Origin of the sequence: Pedobacter sp. GR22-6, from assembly GCF_037402555.1 — a bacterium.
Classification (GTDB): Bacteria; Bacteroidota; Bacteroidia; order Sphingobacteriales; family Sphingobacteriaceae; genus Pedobacter.
Genome location: NZ_JBBEUC010000002.1, coordinates 808578 through 828453, shown reverse-complemented (window position 1 = coordinate 828453; position 19876 = coordinate 808578). Strand labels below are relative to the sequence as shown.

Annotated in this window: 16 protein-coding genes and 1 tRNA gene; 5 read left to right on the top strand and 12 right to left on the bottom strand. The window is 43.4% G+C overall.

Features of this window, described 5'->3' with window-relative positions:
- Position 1: 1 nt before the first annotated feature.
- Genes WAE59_RS11075 through WAE59_RS11065 form a run of 3 tightly spaced genes read right to left on the bottom strand, consistent with a single transcriptional unit; the run spans position 2 to position 3500 of the window.
- Positions 2-589 carry a precorrin-2 dehydrogenase/sirohydrochlorin ferrochelatase family protein gene (locus WAE59_RS11075; protein ID WP_337856024.1) on the bottom strand — a complete coding sequence of 196 codons (588 nt, stop codon included), beginning with the start codon at positions 587-589 and terminating at the stop codon, positions 2-4.
- Positions 590-621: 32 nt separating this feature from the next.
- Complete coding sequence (gene cobA / locus WAE59_RS11070; RefSeq protein WP_337856023.1) at positions 622-1413, bottom strand: uroporphyrinogen-III C-methyltransferase; 792 nt, start codon at positions 1411-1413, stop codon at positions 622-624.
- Positions 1410-3500, bottom strand: a complete 2091-nt coding sequence (locus WAE59_RS11065) for a HEPN domain-containing protein (protein WP_337856022.1) — start codon at positions 3498-3500, stop codon at positions 1410-1412. Before WAE59_RS11065 ends, cobA begins: the two co-directional genes overlap by 4 nt.
- A 388-nt stretch (positions 3501-3888) precedes the next feature.
- Between WAE59_RS11065 and WAE59_RS11060 the strand changes: the two genes are divergently transcribed.
- From WAE59_RS11060 to WAE59_RS11050, 3 genes are all read left to right on the top strand, one after another.
- Positions 3889-5085, top strand: coding sequence for a metallophosphoesterase (locus tag WAE59_RS11060; protein WP_337856021.1), 1197 nt, complete (start codon positions 3889-3891; stop codon positions 5083-5085).
- Positions 5086-5261: 176 nt separating this feature from the next.
- Complete coding sequence (locus WAE59_RS11055) at positions 5262-5843, top strand: CDP-alcohol phosphatidyltransferase (RefSeq protein ID WP_337856020.1); 582 nt, start codon at positions 5262-5264, stop codon at positions 5841-5843.
- Positions 5843-6247, top strand: a complete 405-nt coding sequence (locus WAE59_RS11050) for a GtrA family protein (RefSeq protein WP_337856019.1) — start codon at positions 5843-5845, stop codon at positions 6245-6247. Before WAE59_RS11055 ends, WAE59_RS11050 begins: the two co-directional genes overlap by 1 nt.
- A gap of 1 nt (position 6248) precedes the next feature.
- On the opposite strand, the gene WAE59_RS11045 is transcribed toward WAE59_RS11050, so the two are convergent.
- The 3 genes from WAE59_RS11045 to WAE59_RS11035 form a co-directional block, all read right to left on the bottom strand.
- Entirely contained in the window at positions 6249-7487 is a 1239-nt protein-coding gene (locus WAE59_RS11045) for a cation:proton antiporter (RefSeq protein WP_337856018.1), read from the bottom strand.
- 7 nt (positions 7488-7494) lie between these two features.
- The gene (locus tag WAE59_RS11040) at positions 7495-8037 is read right to left on the bottom strand and encodes a hypothetical protein (protein WP_337856017.1); all 543 of its coding nucleotides are present in this window, start codon (positions 8035-8037) and stop codon (positions 7495-7497) included.
- Positions 8038-8129: 92 nt separating this feature from the next.
- Positions 8130-8202: transfer RNA gene (locus tag WAE59_RS11035), tRNA-Gly, on the bottom strand.
- A gap of 298 nt (positions 8203-8500) precedes the next feature.
- Between WAE59_RS11035 and WAE59_RS11030 the strand changes: the two genes are divergently transcribed.
- Positions 8501-9160, top strand: coding sequence for an HAD family hydrolase (locus tag WAE59_RS11030; RefSeq protein ID WP_337856016.1), 660 nt, complete (start codon positions 8501-8503; stop codon positions 9158-9160).
- Between the two features lie 9 nt (positions 9161-9169).
- On the opposite strand, the gene msrA is transcribed toward WAE59_RS11030, so the two are convergent.
- The 3 genes from msrA to WAE59_RS11015 form a co-directional block, all read right to left on the bottom strand.
- Complete coding sequence (msrA, locus tag WAE59_RS11025) at positions 9170-9661, bottom strand: peptide-methionine (S)-S-oxide reductase MsrA (RefSeq protein WP_337856015.1); 492 nt, start codon at positions 9659-9661, stop codon at positions 9170-9172.
- A 443-nt stretch (positions 9662-10104) separates the two neighbouring features.
- Positions 10105-10866: a LytR/AlgR family response regulator transcription factor gene (locus tag WAE59_RS11020; protein WP_337856014.1), complete on the bottom strand. Its 762-nt coding sequence runs from the start codon at positions 10864-10866 to the stop codon at positions 10105-10107.
- Entirely contained in the window at positions 10847-11875 is a 1029-nt protein-coding gene (locus WAE59_RS11015) for a sensor histidine kinase (protein WP_337856013.1), read from the bottom strand. The genes WAE59_RS11020 and WAE59_RS11015 overlap by 20 nt, the downstream gene beginning before the upstream one ends.
- A gap of 144 nt (positions 11876-12019) precedes the next feature.
- Here WAE59_RS11015 and WAE59_RS11010 point away from each other — a divergent pair, with 144 nt between their 5' ends.
- Positions 12020-14854, top strand: a complete 2835-nt coding sequence (locus WAE59_RS11010) for an outer membrane beta-barrel protein (protein WP_337856012.1) — start codon at positions 12020-12022, stop codon at positions 14852-14854.
- Here WAE59_RS11010 and WAE59_RS11005 read toward each other — a convergent pair.
- The 3 genes from WAE59_RS11005 to WAE59_RS10995 all read right to left on the bottom strand — a co-directional run bounded on the left by WAE59_RS11005 (position 14792) and on the right by WAE59_RS10995 (position 19875).
- Entirely contained in the window at positions 14792-15082 is a 291-nt protein-coding gene (locus WAE59_RS11005; RefSeq protein WP_337856011.1) for a sensor histidine kinase, read from the bottom strand. The two genes, WAE59_RS11010 and WAE59_RS11005, sit on opposite strands and share 63 nt — an antisense overlap.
- Positions 15083-15290: 208 nt before the next feature.
- Positions 15291-17729, bottom strand: coding sequence for a beta-galactosidase GalB (galB, locus tag WAE59_RS11000; RefSeq protein WP_337856010.1), 2439 nt, complete (start codon positions 17727-17729; stop codon positions 15291-15293).
- 25 nt (positions 17730-17754) lie between these two features.
- Positions 17755-19875, bottom strand: coding sequence for a membrane or secreted protein (locus tag WAE59_RS10995; RefSeq protein WP_337856009.1), 2121 nt, complete (start codon positions 19873-19875; stop codon positions 17755-17757).
- Position 19876: the final 1 nt, after the last annotated feature.

Below are 19876 nucleotides of genomic sequence, written 5' to 3'. Positions count from 1 at the left end.
CTTATTTTTTTAAATCCCTGGTCAGGATTTCTGTTACCTCATTTAATTGCTTCACTTTCGAGCTGAAATCTCCACTAAGGGTTTCTCTCAGGGCACTCATTTGCTGTAGGGTAATGTCCAGTTCCGCTGGAATGCTTTCGTTAAGCACTTCTTTCAGTCTTTTGGCCACCGTTGGTGATTTACCATTGGTAGAGATCGCAATTTTCAAATCCCCCTTTTGCACGATAGAACCCAGATAAAAATCGCAGAGTTCTGGCTTATCCGCTACGTTGACCAACAGACCCCGCAGTTTCGCAGCTGCTTTGATCTTCAGGTTTAATTCATGGTTATTGGTAGCGGCTACCACTAAGTTGGCCTCATTCAGATCACAAGGTTCAAAACTCTTTTCTTTTAATTCAACTTGCGGATAGTCCTTTGCAAGATCCCTCAATGCATCAATAATCTGCTCCGCAACCAAGGTAATCCTGGCGGCATGACTGTTAGCCAAAATGGCTGTCAATTTTTCCAGACCCACAGGCCCTCCCCCAATTACCACCGTGTTCAGGTCATTGAGTTTGATAAATACCGGAAACAGTTGATTACCTTCCATACTACTTTTTTGTCTGAATATACAGAATATACCTACAGTTCTTCTTTCAGGGCCTCATAAAATTCCCGGATCGGCTGGAATGAAGGGTGCAGAGAAACCACTTCTCCAAACACCAGCAATGCAGGTGCTTTTATATCTTTCTCTTCTACCAATTCGACGATCGTATCGACGATGCCGATCGCAAGCTTTTCGTTTTCCGTGGAACCGCTTTGTATCGCCGCTACTGGAAGCTGATGCTTTCCTTCATTCTGATAAAGCTGTACAATTTCCCTCAGTTTCCCAAGCCCCATAAGCACTACAACTGTGGCTTTGGACCTTGCTGCCTCATAAAGATCATTGGAAATCATACCTGACGAAGTTGTGCCAGTGACCACCCAGAAACTTTCACTCAAGCCCCTGTGGGTTACAGGGATTTGTTGCAGTCCTGGAACAGATATCGAACTGGACAAGCCCGGTATCACAGTTACCGGAATGCTATAACCAGCTGCGAAATCCAATTCTTCGTATCCTCTGCCAAACACAAATGGGTCACCGCCTTTCAACCTCACCACATGTCCATAGTTCAGCGCGTAATCAACCATCAGCTGATTAATCGCATCCTGACCATACGAGTGTTCTCCTGACCTTTTGCCAACATATACCTTAATCGCACCTGAAGCTGCATAATCCAAGACCCCTTCATTGACAAGTGCATCATATAAAATTACATCAGCTGTTTTCAGGGCATTGGCTCCCTTAATCGTCAGTAATTCCGGATCTCCTGGCCCTGCACCTACTAAGGTTATTCTAGGTTCCCTTACCACCCTGTTCTTATCTATGATCATGATATTCTCTCCTCTCTCTGCAATTTAATTCCATTATAAAACACCTCTACTGAGTTCAGATACGTAGTTGCAAATTCCTCAGTAGGTTCATGCTTATTAATCTGTAATACAAGGTCATTGAAACTTCCTTCCAGTTGCAGTTCTCCGGTTTGTACATAATGATTGTCAAACTCCCGGATCACACCAATCTGTGTACTACTGTTTACTCCCTTATCCAGCAACAAGGCTTTAGCGGCACTCACATACACTGCATAACTGTGATAGATCGCATCCGACCAAGCCCCTGCTGCGTAGGATGCCCTCGCCCATTCCAGCTTCTCTTCAGATTCCAGCAGCAAGGTCGCTACCAGATCGATCACTACACCTGCACATTCTCCCACTCCAATTGCAGTCACAAAAGTTTCCTCATGACCCCAGTCGACAAATTCCTCATCTTTTAAATTAGTCAGATCAGCCAGAGGCTTCAGCAACTGATAGAAATAATCTTTAGTCTGCCGGTCGTAGTATGCATGAAAACTTTCATTTTCCAAGCTGTTTGCTGCATAATCATTTAATAAAGATCTCAATACATCGGTTGCACGTTTAGACGGCGCCTTAATTACACGCTCTGCAACTCTCCCTTCTCCATCGCCTACCGTACCGCCGCCCAGCATGACCTGTACTGCTGGCACCACTTTACCATTGGCTTTGACAGAGCTTCCATGAAACCCAATATGTGCGAGTCCATGCTGTCCGCATGAATTCATACAACCGCTGATCTTGATTTTAATGTCTTTTTCATAAACTAGCTCAGGATATTCTTCATAAATCAGTTCCTCAAGTGCTACGGAAAGCGACATGGAGTTGGAAATCCCGAGGTTACAAGTATCCGTTCCCGGGCAAGTGGTTACATCCGCCACACTGTCAAAACCTGGTTTTGCAAAACCCAATTCCTTAAGCGCTACGTATAAACCTGGCAAAGCCTCCGCCCTGGCAAATTTGAGCATCAAGCCTTGATTCTGAGTCACACGGATTTCATCTGCAACGTATGGTCTGATTGCTGCTACTAATTTACGCGCCTGATCTGTAGGAATATCACCTTTGGTCACTTTAATATATACGGAAAAGAAGCCCTCTTGCTTCTGTGGAGCCACGTTAGTCGCTCTCCAATGCCTATAATCTAAACTCTCTATTACATCAAGTACCGGGTAATCAATCAAAGCTGGTGGCTCCGGCTGGGGCACAGCATCGCGGTCAATCTTAAAAGATTTCACCTTATTCGCTATACGTTCTTGTTCGATCAGGCTTAATACTTCCTCTAGTCCCAGTTTCTGTACCAGGTATTTCAGGCGGGCTTTATTGCGGTTACTGCGTTCACCATAACGGTCAAATATACGCAACATCGCTTCCGCGTAAGGAATGATTTGATCTTCATGCAGAAATTCATGGACGATATTAGCCAGAAAAGGTTGCGCACCAAGTCCGCCTCCCAGCATCACTTTAAATCCACGTTCCCCCTGCTCATTGATCTTGGGAATAAATCCCAAATCATGAATATAGCTGAATGCGGTATCCCGGTCATCGGCGGAAAAAGAAAACTTGATCTTTCTTCCCATCTCCTGGCAAATCGGATTGCGCAGAAAATAAAGAAAAAATGCATGTGCATAAGGAGAAACATCAAACAGTTCATTCGGATTAATTCCAGCATCCGGAGAAGAGGTGACGTTCCTCACCGTATTCCCACAGGCCTCCCGAATGGTCACATCATCCTGCTCCAGCTCCTCCCAAAGTTCGGGGGTCCTATCCAGGCTTACATAATGAATCTGAATATCCTGGCGGGTCGTAAGGTGCAGGTTGCTGCTTGCATATTTGTCGGAAACATCAGAGATGCGAAGAATCTGCTTAAAGGTTACCTTCCCGAAAGGCAATTTAATGCGGATCATCTGTACACCCGGCTGTCGCTGTCCATAAATACCACGCGCCAAACGCAGGCTCCTGAATTTTTCGTCGTGGATTTTACCTTCACGGAACTTCCTGATCTTCTTTTCCAGATCAATGATGTCTTTTTCGACAACAGGATTCTCTAACTCTGTCCTAAAACTTTGCATGTCAAATTGTTTGTTTAAAAAAAAACTCCTCTGTCTGGGAGACTGGAGAAGTTCTGTGTATCTAATCTCAACAGCCGTAATATCAACAGTACATGCAGTGCATGTTCAGGGAATTACAAGTATTGATCGTTTTGTTCATAAAGCAAATATATAAAGTATAGAGGACTAGTAGTACATTTATTTGTAAATAATATGTAATCTATTTAAAAACACTAAATTAAACCACTATAAGAACTAATTAAGCATCTACTTGAATACTCGATAATCACGTAATTATTTAGTCATCGACTTTTCACAAGCGCAACAAGTAAATTATAGCCTGAATGTCATATAATGTAACAGCGATTATACTTTGTTATCCAAGCTGTAATTTTGCTCACTTATATACATGAAAAGAAAAATAAACTTGTTGCCTTTCGCAATCATAGCTATCCTATTCTTCCTGATCAACAGTTACCTGCTTTCCGGAATTCATAGCCTACTCGCTAGCTCCCTCGTCACTCCACTCTTTTGGTTATTTATATTGGGCGTTACTTTCAGCCTTTTCTATGCCATACGACGTATGCAGAAAAAGGGTATGGATCTTTTTTTTAAGATTGCAACCCATGCCTTCCTGGTGCTATTCGTAGCTGAACTGATATTTAGCCTGATCCTGTTGCCCAATGACCTATACCGTCTTGCAGCCGGCGTCCCGCGTAACTTGTATTGGCTAGAATTTGCCTGGCTGATGTTTTTCTTAACCATTATAGTTTTTATTTACGGTATAGTGAAGGGAAAATATGCTTATCGTGTAATCAGGCATACATTGTATTTCGATGACCTGCCGGAAAACTTTGATGGTTTTACCATTACACAGATCTCCGATGTGCATGCCGGAAGTTTCAACAATCCCAAAGCGGTGCAACGAGGTGTCGACCTCATTAAAAAACAGCAATCCGACCTGTTCGTCTTTACTGGCGACCTTGTCAATAATCAGGCTGAAGAAATCAAACCCTGGATCAATACATTCAGTCAGGTAAAAGCTCCTTATGGCCAGTTTTCTGTACTTGGTAACCACGACTACGGCGACTACATCAAATGGGAAACTGAAACAGCGAAACAAGCGAATCTTCAGCAGCTAAAAGATTATCATAAAGAACTGGGTTATAATCTTTTGCTCGACGAGCATGTGACCATTCATAAAGATGGTCAAAAGATCATCCTCGCAGGGGTAGAAAACTGGGGTATAGGCTTTGGAGAACGTGGAAATTTGAAGAAGGCCATAGCGAATACCAACACCAGCGATTTTAAGGTATTGCTTTCTCATGATCCCACACATTGGGCTGCAGAGGTCATCAAATCTCCTTCAAAAATCCACCTGACCTTATCCGGCCATACACACGGGATGCAATTTGGTATTGAGGCTTTCGGGATCAAATGGAGCCCTGTAAAATACCGTTATGCACATTGGGGCGGCATCACCAGCGACCAGGGTGTCTATCTGAATATCAACAGGGGCTTTGGCTTCATTGGCTTCTCAGGAAGAATCGGCATATGGCCGGAAATAACGGTAATTGAATTGAAAAGAACTTCTGGAATAAGTTAAAATACCTACTTTTGTACCTCAATAATAAAATGCAGCATCTGCACACCTGAATGGAAGACAGCAAAACTCTAAAAAGAATATTTCAAGATAGAAAAAGGACAAACATTTTAAGGAGCGCTGAACAGGCTACGATTTCCTTCCTCGTTAAAAGAGTACCCGCCTACATTACGTCTGATATGCTTACTTTTTTAGGTACCGTCGGTTCATTTATTGTCCTGCTGGGTTTTTTACTCGCAACTTTTTACGACCGAACATTTCTTCTATTGGGAATAGTGGGCTTGGCCATTAACTGGTTCGGAGATTCTCTTGACGGCAGGATAGCCTACTACCGCAACATTCCTCGCAAATGGTATGGCTTTTCACTGGACATCATCATGGATTGGGTGAGTACTGTTTTAATCGGCATGGGTTATCTCGTTTATGCCAGAAATGAATACGAACTCATCGCCTTTGCTTTCGTTGTACTTTATGGCTGGGCAATGATCATCTCACAGCTTCGCTATAAGATAACTGATGTTTACAGTATTGACTCAGGCGTAGCTGGACCTACAGAAATCCGAATCATTCTTGCCATAATGCTCATATTAGAGGCAGCTTTTGGCCATGTGATTGAGTATTTCGGGGCTATACTGTGTACAGTACTTTTTATCATCAACATCATCGACAGTCGCAAGTTACTAAAAATGGGAGATGTCCGCGACCATGCAGAACGAGCTGAGCGTTTGGCTAAAGCAGAAAAAGAACACCTGGCAAGCTAATGGTCAAGAAGAATTCGGTCTATATCTTTGCAAAAGCACAGTTGTCTGCCTTCACAGGTGGCATTGTCGATTATCTGACGATGATCTTTTGCACTGAATTGCTGGGCGTCCATTATACCATTTCCATCGCCATTGGCGGAATTATAGGTGCGGTAGTCAATTTTTCGGTAAACCGTTACTGGACATTTGATGATAACAGGGCCAGTCAGTCGCCGGTAGGAAAACAGCTACTGAAATTTATCTTCGTAGTCGCAGGAAGCATCGGGCTGAAGTCTGGAGGAACCTACCTCATGACTACAGGCCTGCATCTCGATTACAAGATTAGCAGAATCTTTGTAGACATCATCGTTTCCCTTAGCTTTAATTACGTCCTGCAAAAATACTGGGTATTCAAAAAAGCATAATCTACGTTTCCCTCCCCTCCTTCATTGCCATCGTTTTAGCTGCAGATTCCACAACAAACGAACTTACACCACAACTCACCAGGATCAGCAAAATCGTTCCATTGAGCACATCTTCATTCAGCAAGCGTATGGGTTCACCTGAAGCAGTCTCTCCAATTATGATGTTATAGCCGACCAGGATAATTGCCAGGGTAGCAGCGGCATGTGAAGAACTCAACCCAAAGATCATCTTTCCCTCCAACGGACTGAGCTTAAATATCTTCTGTGTGCACCAGGCAGCCAGATATTTTGTCAACAACGCCACAAAAAGTATGATACCAGCAACCTTCAAAGCCCCCCAGCCCCTAATCAATACCGTGATATCCACTAGCATACCTACACTGATCAGAAAAAAGGGAATAAATAAGGCATTCCCCACGAAATCTATTCTGCCCATCAGGGGCGATTCATGTGGAACAAATTTATTGAGCACCAGTCCAGAGAAAAAAGCGCCAATGATCGCTTCCAATCCCGCTGCCTCCGCCATAAATGAGGCTAGAAACACCATAGCGAGTACGAAAATATATTGTGAAACACCATCCTCAAAATGTTTAAAAAACCATTCGATGACCAATGGAAAAACAGCGAACACAATGATCACAAATACCATCGTTGATACGGTCAGCTGTAACCAGAAGGCAGTGGACACATTTTCCTTAGTCATGCCGGCTACTCCCGCCAGGATCAGAAGTGCTAGGATATCAGTAATCATAGTCCCTCCTACCGTCATACTCACCGCCCGGTTCCGGATCACGCCATATCTACTAAGAAGGGGGTAAGAAACTAAAGTATGTGTAGAAAACATGCTAGCCAGCAGCAAAGAAGACAAAAAACCAAAGCCCAGCAGGTAATAACTGGCCAATGTGCCAACCAGCAACGGAAACAGAAAGGTTAGCATACCAAACACGAAAATCCGCATCCGGTTCCGTTTAAATTCCGCCAGATCTATTTCCAGTCCCGCCAGGAACATGATATAAATTAATCCCACAGTTCCAAATAATACAATGCTACTATCCCGCTTCAACAAGTTCAAACCATAAGGTCCAACAATTACCCCAGCAATGATCAGTCCGATGATGTGTGGTACTTTTATTTTATGAAAAAGTATCGGTGCAAATAAAATAATAAAAAGCACCAATGAAAAAATGACTACGGGGTTTCTTAGTGGTAAAGAAAAGTCCAGTGAACTCAGTAGGATCATAAGCATTCTATTTGGCCCGCTCAGCACTGATTGAATAAGTGATCTTACAGTCTTTTTGCTTGACTTCCCGGGTTCCCTCTACACGCTTTAAGGTACTGAAATTAAGATCGGCACTAATGACCGCATCGGTACCTGGATTATCATCTGCCACTTTCAATACCTCGTTTTCGTAAGCACCGATATAAACCCTGGTGAGCACCACACCAGAATAAGCCTTTACAACAACGGCATTGCCTTTAAAACTGACAACCCATTGTTCAGTTTTTGTATCTCCCAAAGCAGAGCCTTCACAATTGGTTTCTATACAGGTCATCTTTACGGCCCATCTACCGCTGATTTCCGGATGATGTGATAACGTGGTGTCCGCATCGGAATTTGCTTCCTCGAGTGCCATTTCTCTTATCTTCAATCGTTGCTCCCATTTGAGCAGTTGCTGTTCTTTGCGGACCATCTCCTGCTGTGCTTTCTTCAGATTCTTCTCACGTTCACTTATCCCACAACCTTGAAGAAAAACCAAGGAGATCATTAAAAAACTTAAATGATACCTCATCTTGCTAACATACAAAAATAGCATTAAAATCGGGATAAAAATGAAAGATTAAGTGAGTATATATGATGACTGAATTGTCTGAAAACAAAAAGAGCGAAAGACGAGATTCGAACTCGCGACCCCGACCTTGGCAAGGTCGTGCTCTACCAACTGAGCTACTTTCGCTTTTAAGTTGTGCGAAGATAGGGCTTGTTTCGATATTTTCATACTCTAACTTCAAATAGATGTGAAATGAACTGAATTTCAAGGAGTAAAATTTCATTTCATAAAAACCTTACTCCATTTTTAGTGCCATTCTTAGCCAGGCAAGTGCTTTCCGCTGTCTGAATAAGCAATTTCTTCCGGTAAAAAAAGCTACATAGCAGCAGTCCAGATCCAGAGATGCATCGATAAATACCATAATTTTACAGGCCAATAGTATTTCAAGTTAAGAACTGAACCAAAGAAGCATTAACTTTGCCGCATGAACAAAGAAATAGCGGTCATTTTCGATATGGACGGTGTCATCTGCCATACCAACCCTTACCATTCCCTTGCCTTCCGTGAATTCTTTTCCTCCAGAAACCTGGCGCCTACCGATGAAGAATTTGCAGCCCATATGTTTGGAAAAAGTAACAGTTATATTTTAAGTCACTTTTTCAAACGTCCTGTTACTGGAGAAGAATTGTTACAACTGGAAGAGGAAAAAGAAAGTCTATTCAGAAAGATTTATGAACCGCACATCGACCCAATTGCAGGAATCATGCCCTTTATCAATGACCTGGAAGCAAATCATGTCAAACTGGGCGTGGCCACTTCTGCGCCACGTGCAAATCTGGACCTGATTCTGACGAAAGTGAATATCCGGAAAAAGATGACTTCGATACTGGCCAGCGAAAACGTAAGTAAACATAAACCCGATCCGGAGGTATACCTGAAATCGGCGGCCAATCTTGGCCTTCAGCCCGATCAATGCCTGGTCTTTGAAGATTCTTTCTCTGGTGTATCGGCAGCACTCAATGCCGGTATGCGGGTTGTAGGTGTGCTCAGCTCCCATAGCCGGGAAGAATTGCCACCCTGCAATCTGTATATCAACGATTACAATGAGCTTTCGTATCAGAAGATTTTGACATTGTTCGGCTAAGCTATCAGGCTAACTCAATTTCCATTCCGGCCTCTCAAAGTGACAGGTATATCCATAAGGGTTTTTCTGCAGGTAATCCTGGTGCTCCTCTTCTGCATTCCAGAAATCTCCTGCGGGAACTACTGCTGTAACGATCTTTCCTGGCCAAATACCGGATGCATCCATTTCGGCAATCAACTGATTTGCTGTTTTCTCTTGTTCTTCATTTAGAAAAAATACCGCCGAACGGTAAGAAGTACCGATATCATTACCTTGTCTGTTGACAGTACTTGGATTGTGTATCTGGAAAAAATACTCCAATAATTTTCTATAGGATAAAACAGCCGGATCGAAAACGACTTCAATTCCTTCTGCATGCGTACCATGATTCCGGTAAGTTGCATTCGGTACGTCTCCGCCTGTATAGCCCACAACTGTTGAGATCACTCCCGGATAGTGCCTGATCAATTCTTCTACTCCCCAAAAACAACCGCCCGCCAAAATGGCTTTTTCAGTATTCATAATATCTTCCTTTTTTAAACCTCTAATTTACGCTACTTCCAGCTAAACGGCAAGGGATGACCATTCCTAACACAAACATTTACTTTATTGTGTATAATATAATGCCACCATGATTTAAATGAATGCAGTTAGACTCAGTTTAAAAACCTATACTGCTTTCGCAAACAACTATAGCAAACAAACCGTCCTAAACGAAGCCAGGGAGCCCATATTTTCAAGGCTTTCGGCCTCGGGATACGAGCCAAATCCTGGCTTTTGCAATACTTACACGTACAGCTTTGAGAGGCGTGGGATGTCTGGTTTACGCTCATACTATCTTATAATAAAAGGAAATTCGGAGTAATGAACCAAATTTAACCCTCAAAACAGCCCTAGCTCCTGATATTTAAGTGAGTGATTCAATTTACGTGTTGAAACATCCATTTCAGCAAATGAAATGACAACTAATGTTCGATCCAGTACAAAAAATCAGGAGACCTCAATCTGCTTACAATGATCTTTACTGGTGGTTCCACCTGCAATTTCAGGACAAGTCTGCGGTTAAAATAGTGCTCAATGGACCGAATGCCATTTTTGTTGACGATAAACTGTCTATTGGTCTTAAAAAACAGTTCCGGGTTGAGCATGACCTCCATTTGATCAATCGTATGGGGAATTACATAGCTCCGGTTATCCAAACTGTAGAGCATGACTACGCCATTTGCTGCATATACAAAACAAATGTCCACCACCTTTACAGGGATCATACTTTCCCGGTAGTAGACTAGGATCGACTGTCGATACCCTGTATCCATCTGCTTCAAAACCTTACCTATATTTTTCTGAACAACTGCGGGATCGGCATAGTGGCCTTTTACAGCACGGTATTTCCTAATGCTTTTTTCCACCATAGCCTCTTCTATAGGCTTCAATAGGTAATCCACACTATTGGATTCAAAGGCCTGGATCGCATATTGATCATATGCTGTACAAAATATAATTGGAGCATTGATAGATACCTCCCTGAATATTTCAAAACTTAGGCCATCTCCCAACTGTATATCCGAAAAAATAAGTTCAGGTGCAGGATTTTCTTTTAACCATTGAATTGCCGACGAAACAGAATAAAGTACTGTGACCACCTTCGCCTCCTTATCCACACTTTCGATAATGGACTTCAATTCATTTGCCGTCCTCAATTCGTCTTCAATGATGATAATTTTCATAACTTGTCAATGGTAATATAACAATAAAGTGTTCAGGAGTACGGTTAATGGTGATGCTCTTGCCAAAAAGCAGGCGGAACCTGTCACCTATATTCTGCAGACCCAGCTTCGTACTTTCTACGGGCACCTTTTTCGCATTACGGGTATTGCAAACCTGAAGGGCTACATCCCCAAATGTTGTGATGCTGATCCAGATGGGAGTATCAACAGAGATGGCGTTGTGTTTAATCGCATTTTCTACCAGCAACTGAACTGACAAAGGAGGAATCAGCATGGATTCACAAAACGCCGGCACGTCAATTTCTACGAAGAGGGCAGCCTCAAAACGAAGCCTCATGATGTAGAGATAGGAATTCACAAAAGCCATTTCTTCAGATAAAGTGGTCACCTGCTTGTCTTTCAGACTAAGAACATACCGATAGATGTGAGAGAGTTGAAGGACAAAATCCTTAGTGTCCCTGTCGGCGGCAATAGTCTTCAAAATGCTGAGCGAATTGAATAAAAAATGCGGACTGATCTGCTCTTGTAAGGAAATCAACTGTGCACGGAGGTGTTCCTGTTTCAACTGCTCGTTCTCAAGCATACTCCGCTGAAGAAAATCACTGGTTTCTAATGTATTGTAGGCTATGCTACAGACCATGCACAAGAAAAAGCTTCGAAACAGCCTTTGAACCATATTCAGATATTCAGGCTCCAAATGTCTCAGGGGGGTGAGGACTGTAGGGGGTACTAGCCAGGAAAACAGGTAATTCAAGATTAGTATGGCTAGAATGCCAAAAAAAAGAGCAACAGCAATCCTGGAATTACCTTCAAGTCCCAAAAAGGGATGGTATCGGAAGTATCCCTGAATCAACCATGCGACAATTCCGTAAATCATCACGGAAAGCAAATGCCCCAGGCATTGAAAAAAGTCCAGAAGCACCGTATCTCCTATTCTTAAGGCCAGAGTAATGAATGCAACAAATGCCGTAAAAAGAAAACACGACTTTAGCTGGTATGACTGAAACATGCGCGAAAATAATCACTTAAACCTAAGTACGAGCATCTCTTACGATAAGATGTGCAAAACAAGTATTCAAATGGCCAATTTTGCTTCTGAAATTTCTATATATTGTTCAGGAAAAAATATAAGTTTGTATAACAATCCTGTGTTTTGGAAAAATTTTGCGCTTTCACTCTCTTATTCCTGTGCTATTGCTGCTTTCAGTCATCTGCTCAAAACCGAAGAATTTCGGGTTCAGTAACTGATTCTACCAGCTCATCTATCTCCGGTGTAAATATAATGGTCATTTCAGGAAAGGACACCCTGAAAACGACTACTGACCAGGAAGGAAATTTCAGCGTTTCCAAGCTCAGCGGTGAAAAATTTTCTATACAGATTGAAAGCATGGGCTACTTCAGCCTGCATGCAGACTATAGTTTTGCAGAGAAAGAAAAACACAAAAAACTGGAAACATTTGTCCTGAAAACCTCCAGTAAAATGCTGAAAGAGGTGGTCATCAAAGCTAAACCTAATCCGGTACGCTTCATGCAGGACACCGTAGAATATGATGCCGCTGCCTACCGCATCAATGAAGGTGACAATGTGGCCGATCTCATAAAACAGTTCCCAGGCATGGAGGTAGACGCACAGTATAATACCAAAACGATGGGTAAAGAGATGGTAAAACTCCGCGTAGATGGTAAGGATTTTTTCACCAATAACATCAAGGATTTCATCGGTAGACTCCCCGCAGGTATAGTATCCAAAATCCAGGTCATCGATGATTTTGGAGACGAAGCCAACTTCACAGGCATTAAGGTTGGTGAACCGGTCAAGATGCTCAATATCGTTACAAAACCAGGAATGAACAGAGGGGCCTTTGGCGGTGCATCTGCCGACACGGGGACCAATGATATGATCGGCAGCCAGGCAAATGTCAACCTTTGGAATGCAAGCAGGCAAAGTTCGGCAAATGCAAACGCCAACACCCAGAATAACGGTGCCGGCAATAGCAGAAGCATGGGCATTGGATTAAACCACAATGATAAAATAGGTAAAAATGCCAGTGCTGGATTTGGCTACGGCTTCAATAACAATGGCAGTGCATTCTCCAACGAACAGGTGATTGAATCCCTCAATCCGCAAGGCAATTTCAGTAGTAAAAATCAGAACCAGGGAAAAAATGGGGGAATGAACCACAGGGTCAATAGCAGCCTGAACTACACCAACAACAAATTCTACCTCAACTCTGAACTCAGCGGCAGCTACACTAGCTCAGATAATCAAAACACCTCCCTGAGCAATCAGTCTGGACTACTCCGTCAGGACTTAAAAAACAGTAACGCATCTGCTGGCTCGTCACCCAATATAGGTGCTAGCATCTCCTTATCTAAAAAGCTTAAGAATAAGACAAACTCTTTTTCCGTCAGGTCTTCATTCAGGCTTTCCAGCAACAATAACCAGCAAAACATCAATACAAATACGATCTACTACGACAAGACAACTGGGGCATTTCTGAAAGATTCCCTCTTGAACAGGGACCTTAGCAGTACGGTAAAAAATCAAAGTGCCGACTTCGGTTTCAACTATAGTCTTGGATTGAAAAAACCCAAAGATACGCTGGCCAGACGGAGTTTAAATTTAAGTTATCATGCCGCCTTGTCTAGCTCAATTAACGATGTCGTAACCTTTGCACTAGACAATAAAAGCAATGAAAGCTCATTTGTTGATTCCCTAAGTACGTCATTCAGCAGCATTTCTTTCAGTCAGTCTATTGGTGGAAATTACAATTACAATTCCAATAAAATGAGGTTCAACCTCGGCATCAATGCGAGGCCGGTGATGCTCAGCAACCGTGACCTGAAACTCGCCCAGACTACCGTAAACAACAGCTTCAATTATTCACCAAATGTCAACTTCAGCCGGACGATAACAAAAACCAAGACAATTTCAATCAACTATCAGGGATCCAACAATAACCCCTCCATCAATCAACTACAGCCCATCAGAAATACGCAAAACCTGCAAAATATTGTAGTAGGTAACCCTGATCTGAAATCCTCGTTCAGTCACAACCTGAGTTCCAACTTCAACTACAATCATGCTAAATCAGGTATTTCCCTGCAAACCGGTATCAGCACTGCTGCAACACAAAGGGAAATCATGAGCCACGTGATATTGATACCCGACACGCTGAGCAGTCTAAAACAAATTACCCGTTACGAGAATGTCAATGGCAACTACCAGATCAATGGAAATTACACCCTCTATCTACCATTCAAAAAAAACAAATTTGGCTTAAGCTATTCCGGATCCATTGGCTTCTCCAACAGGGCTGTGCTCTTTAATAACCAAAAAGCTTTTGGAAAAGGGACGAACTTTTCCCAGGGATTTAATGGTAACTTCTCATTCAAAAAGCTATTCCTGCACGGCAATATCAACTACTCGGTCACGAATAATAATGACGTCAGTTCACTCTACAGTTTCGCGAATCTACTACCAGTAGGCATTGGACAGATCAGCGCCCCGGCTTTTTTCAGGACAAACAATTTTTCCAGCGGACTAAGCGGCGAGCTGAGGCTAAAAAGTATGAACTTTAGTAGTGGCCTTAGCTACAGCAGCAACCACAACAGTGCCAAGGTCGAACAGCCGATCCGAAACACCAGCACCCTTAATATAAACCTATCTGGCAGATTAACCTTCCGAAAATCCTACCACCTCAATGTTAATGCATCAAAAACGACAAATTATGGATACAGCCTGGCCAATTCCAATCCATTGCTGATCAATGCAATCCTATCAAAAAATTTCTTCAAAAATCAAGCTTTACGCATGAGCCTCCAGGCCAATGATCTATTGGCACAAGGCAACAATATCTCGCGTACTGTAACTGGCAATACAATCATCGACAATCGCAGTCAGCAACAGACCAGGACCTTTCATTTAAGCTTGAGCTACAGCATTTCCCGATTCGGCGGAAGGCATTTTCGGGTAGATCCCGACTAAGGGCAAAAATATAGAAAATTGGGAACCTTCTCCGGGATTACTATTAAACGCGATATGACCTCCCTGCCTCTCGGTAAATTCTTTACAAAGCACAAGCCCAAGCCCCACCCCTCTTTCATTATTGGTACCAAAGGAAGGCTCTGCTTTAATGGAAAAAATATGTTCCTGTTGTTCCCCAGGAATTCCCTGACCACTGTCGCTTACAGTAATCCTGCATGTTCCGGACACAGCTTCAGCTTCAATATGAATCAGCCCGCTATTTGGGGTAAATTTAATGCTTTCTTTAAACTGGCGCCAGTGAGGATATTGAAATTAAATTTTGGCATGAAAAATATTCGCTCCGTATAATCTGTGACTGATAGTCAGGAGTAAGTTAACAGTAGCTGTTAAATTTAACATTATGGTGTTCAAAAATTTACATACCAAGGGTTTATTTTCAGTGTTGTTTCGTCTTAGATACCAAATGAAGTTGAGCCGCTTTTACAGCAGATCCACTCACCCGGAGTTCGATATCTCCGGATTTTTTCTTCGACTGAACCAGTACGACAAGCTTCCCGCTAAAAAGTTTCATTTTGGGCTGCTCGAAACTTTCCAGTGAGGTCGCATCGCCGTTGCAAACTGCTTTAAATACACCCGCTCCCCTTACATTGAATTCCAATGGTAAAGTTGCTGTCGGACAAGGGTTCCCATCTTTATCCACCACAGATACTGTCACATAGGAAATGTCATTTCCATCAGCATCTATTTCCTTCCTGTCTGCTTCCAGCACAATCTGATGGGGCTTACCGGCGGTTAGCACTTTTTCTTCTGCCACTGCATTGCCTGTACTATCATAAGCCACTACTTTCAGTGTTCCAGGTGCATATTTGACATCATTCCACATTAGTCTGTAGCGATTTTGCGGTGTGTCTTTATTCTTTTTTTGTATGCCCAGACTTTTTCCGTTAAGGAACAGTTCAGCACTATCGTAACTGGTGTAGACAAATACAGGTGTTGTCTGCCCTTCCCTACCTTCCCAATTCCAATGGGGGAGGATGTGTAGCGTCGGTTGTTCCTTGTTCCATCGGCTGCGATACAAATAGTACCTGTCCTTCGGTATCCCCGCCAGGTCACAGATTCCGAAATATGAACTTCTGGAAGGCCACATTTCATCATAAGGGGTAGGTTCACCAAGATAGTCGAAACCAGTCCAGACAAATTCGCCGATCACCCAAGGCTTATCATCCTGCAACACGAAATCATCATCCGGCAGGTTAGACCAGGAACAGTATTCCAAGTCATACGACGAACTTTGCAAATCTGGATACTGTATGTCTTTGCCTTTTACTACCGGAAATTTATAAATCCCTCTTGAGCTTACTGTGGAAGCAGTTTCAGAACCTAAGATAAATCCCTGTGGAAAAGCCTGGTAGGCTTCAGAATATAAGTGCACACGGTAGTTCAATCCGGGCACATCCAATAAGGCTCCAAATCCGGACTGCATGGTGGCCTTCACTTGGTCCATTCCGACGGTAACCGGGCGCGTAGGGTCTTCTCTGTGAAAGATGTCCTGCAGCCATTTGGCACGTTTCACACCTTCAGCGCCCCATTGATCAGGAACTTCATTACCTGAACTCCACATCACAATGCTTGGATGGTTACGATTGGCCCTCACCAAATTTACTACATCTTTCTCCGCATCTGTATCGAAATAGAGGTGGTAACCATTTTCCACTTTGGGCTTTGCCCATTCGTCGAAACTCTCAGCCAGGAACATAAAACCCATCTCATCGCAAAGCTCCAGCTGTTCCGGTGAAGGCATGTTGTGCGAACTGCGGATCGCATCACACCCCATATCTTTCAGAATGGTCAATTGCCGCTTGAGCGCTGCTGTATTGATCGCAGCACCCAATGGGCCAAGGTCATGGTGTAGACAAACACCTTTGAATTTACGTACTTTACCGTTTAGACTAAAACCTTTATTGGCTTCGTAACGGATCTCCCGGATACCGAAGCGGGTTTTCACTTCATCCTTCAACACATTGCCTTCATACACTTTTGAAACGGCGGTGTACAGGTATGGACTTTCAGGGCTCCAAAGTTTGGGATCCATAACTCCAATATTCTGCTCGAACTCCAGTCCAAAGCGCTCCTCCGTGCTTGATACGCACAGTTCATTACCCTGCTGGTCTAGTATGTGCGTCTCCAGACGGACCTTATCGCCTATTACCTTCGTCTTGATGTTTACTTTAGCGAGTTTTGCATCAATCATTGGAGTGGTAATAGACACTCCCCATTGCTCAATGCTTTGCTGATCCTTAATGATCAGATGTACATTACGGTAGAGCCCTGCCCCGGGATACCAACGGGAAGATTTTGGCCGGTTGGACAAATGCACTGCTAGCGTATTCACTTCTCCGGGCAAAGCCTGTTCCGTGACATCCAGGTAAAAACTATTGTAACCATAATTCCATTGTCCGACCAACTTACCGTTAAGGTAAACCTTTGGCTCACTCATTGCCCCGTCAAACACCAACAAACTTCGTTGCCCCTTCTTTAATGCAGGTATTTTAAGATCGTTACGGTACCAACCCTCGCCCGTATATGGCAAGGCACCCGTGCGGCCGGTTTTTTCAGTTGGCTTGGTTTCACCATTCTGGGTTATGGCTACCATTTGTTTATCAATTTCTTTATCGAAAGGTCCTGAGATGGCCCAGTCATGCGGAACTTTGACAGCTTTCCATGTCCGGTCATCGTACGTTTTTTCAAAGGCATTGTCGTTTTTACCTCGGTAGAATTTCCAGTTTTCCGTAATGGGAAAATCTACTCTTTGGGCATTTGCCGATAATACAGTACACAATGCGCTCAGCAGCAATATATTCTTAAGGATGTTCATGTGCTTGGATATGGGTGGTATAGACTTATTTCAAATAAATAGATGAGACCTCAATAGCCTGCTCAAAACAGAGTTCCAACTTCTCAAGGAACTGGATGTTCAGTCTCTGATTCTCGTTTGTGGGCTGATGATGGAGTGGCTGAAAGCCAGGGTATGGTCTGGGTAACAACAATTGAGCTGATGGCTTTAACAAATTTAAAGGAATTGCAATTGATTTAAATTCTGTAGAAAGATCCAGTTCAGTTGCAAAAAAATGACTTTCACGGTCGATGAGCCCTAGTTTGACCCGGATAGCTTCGCCTTTTGCTACTCTTGCGCGGATGACCAGGCTATCTGGGATCAAACCCGCGGAGCCTAGCGAGGCGACCCGATCGCCGCAATACGCTTGAAAAGCCAGTGTCGGTGCATCTTTGTCCCAACCTAATTTGTAGAGCATCATCCTATCGGCATCTCTTTGAGAATCGAACAGGAGAAGCCCGACATGCTGTTTTTCTTTAGGTGCCACAAATTCAGACAATTGAATGTTTCCGAATTTACTTTCTGCATTCAAGTCAGTGCTGACACCCGCTCGCGTCAGCAGGTAAGTGCCTGGATTAATCTTAAATGCACCTCCGGCCGCAGTGGCCTGGAAGGTATTCCCTGCGTTCAGAGCTTTGATGCTGAAAGCCTGGCCAATATCGGGCAGATTTTTAACCTGCATATCCTGAGTGGTCCAGCGAACAGCCGTGACCGTTTTTTCTGCGCTCGTACGTTCGAATGGATCGCTTAAATAAATCGCATCGGGCATCACTTCCAAACGCCAAACCCCCTCCGTAAGTTTATCTAAAAAGTAAGCTCCTTTACCGTTATAGTGGACTATCGGAGAGTTGCCTAGCCCTGCGATATGCTGTAATTTGAGCGGATCAACTGGTTCGGAACTGGTAGCATTAGAATGATAAAATTCATTAGGCGTATTCATCTCACTCAGAGAAGCTGCAGCACTCAGACGAAATGCACCAAATACGGTATCAGAAGCCTGGGCTTCTGCCCTCGGCAGTCGGTGAAATACTTTAGAAGCGATCAGTAGGCTGATGGCTTTAGATGGGGTGTAAGCCATGTTCAGGTAATGCGTCTGATACTCGGTATTGCCCTGCGCGGTAGCCATTGGATCATAGGCAAACTGCGTGGCCCATTGAAAACCGGCTACCCGAAAACTTTTGGCCATTGCGGGATACATATAGGAAGCCATGACATCAGCCGCGTCAAATTCATAGACCATTTTTGCCCGATTTTTAAAGGCCGGAATGGTATCAAAAGGAATCTCATACTTAGATACATGCGGAAGGTAATTTCCATTTAATGTATGTCCAGACACAAGGCCCGTAGGATACCATTGAAAGCTATGCCCCTGTACATCTGCCTTAACAATGGCAGCTGCATATTTTGGAGATTCGCTGATGTTGTAGAATATCGGCTTAGTCCATCCCGTTCCTCTGATGGCTTTAACCATACGATTGATGTAAGTGGTAGTCAAGGACTCCGGACCACTATGCTGAGGTTCATTGTTTACTTCCGCTGCTATGATATCCGGATCGTTTTGGTAGGTCAATCCTGTATAAGGATTCTTGTGTTGAAAGAATTGCTTTAAGTAACGCTCTTGCGCGAGGAATGCAGGCTCCTCTAGGAGCGCCCTCTGCTTCCCGTATTTACCGGAGAAGCTGCCGGTATTGATGTCTTTTTCAGGATATCCATTACCCCAAAAAGCAATCGGGGTAATGAGCGTCTTGATCTTTCTCATCTTCAGCTCAGCGATCAGAAAATCAAAAAGCCTGAGGTGTTCGTTATTGATCAGATTGCCTAAGCTATCGGAGATCTCCACATCCCAGACGTGGACACGGAAAGCATCTAGCCCTAACCGGGAAAAGTGGTAAACATCATCCTTTATAGCCTGTTCTACGGATATTCCGCTTCGCTGAATGGAGCGGTAGCCATAAGCGAAAGGAGCGGTATAATTTACTCCAAAAAAGCTGGCTTCTTTACCGTCTTTCTGCCATCGCATTATTCCGCTTTTGTCGACAAAAATACCTGTCTTCCCCTTTTTAGCTTGGGCGAAAGCGGACAGGCTAAGCACAGCCATCCAAAAGAATATCAATATAGCTCTGAGCATC

Bases quoted from the DNA above. Each gene is read 5' to 3' on its own strand.
- WAE59_RS11050 (WP_337856019.1), top strand. From the start codon at position 5,843: ATGGTCAAGAAGAATTCGGTCTATATCTTTGCAAAAGCACAGTTGTCT.
- WAE59_RS11020 (WP_337856014.1), bottom strand. From the start codon at position 10,866: ATGAAAATTATCATCATTGAAGACGAATTGAGGACGGCAAATGAATTG.
- galB (WP_337856010.1), bottom strand. From the start codon at position 17,729: ATGAACATCCTTAAGAATATATTGCTGCTGAGCGCATTGTGTACTGTA.
- msrA (WP_337856015.1), bottom strand. From the start codon at position 9,661: ATGAATACTGAAAAAGCCATTTTGGCGGGCGGTTGTTTTTGGGGAGTA.
- WAE59_RS11065 (WP_337856022.1), bottom strand. From the start codon at position 3,500: ATGCAAAGTTTTAGGACAGAGTTAGAGAATCCTGTTGTCGAAAAAGAC.
- WAE59_RS11075 (WP_337856024.1), bottom strand. From the start codon at position 589: ATGGAAGGTAATCAACTGTTTCCGGTATTTATCAAACTCAATGACCTG.
- WAE59_RS11055 (WP_337856020.1), top strand. From the start codon at position 5,262: ATGCTTACTTTTTTAGGTACCGTCGGTTCATTTATTGTCCTGCTGGGT.
- WAE59_RS11015 (WP_337856013.1), bottom strand. From the start codon at position 11,875: ATGTTTCAGTCATACCAGCTAAAGTCGTGTTTTCTTTTTACGGCATTT.
- WAE59_RS10995 (WP_337856009.1), bottom strand. From the start codon at position 19,875: ATGCTCAGAGCTATATTGATATTCTTTTGGATGGCTGTGCTTAGCCTG.
- cobA (WP_337856023.1), bottom strand. From the start codon at position 1,413: ATGATCATAGATAAGAACAGGGTGGTAAGGGAACCTAGAATAACCTTA.
- WAE59_RS11060 (WP_337856021.1), top strand. From the start codon at position 3,889: ATGAAAAGAAAAATAAACTTGTTGCCTTTCGCAATCATAGCTATCCTA.
- WAE59_RS11045 (WP_337856018.1), bottom strand. From the start codon at position 7,487: ATGATCCTACTGAGTTCACTGGACTTTTCTTTACCACTAAGAAACCCC.
- WAE59_RS11030 (WP_337856016.1), top strand. From the start codon at position 8,501: ATGAACAAAGAAATAGCGGTCATTTTCGATATGGACGGTGTCATCTGC.
- WAE59_RS11040 (WP_337856017.1), bottom strand. From the start codon at position 8,037: ATGAGGTATCATTTAAGTTTTTTAATGATCTCCTTGGTTTTTCTTCAA.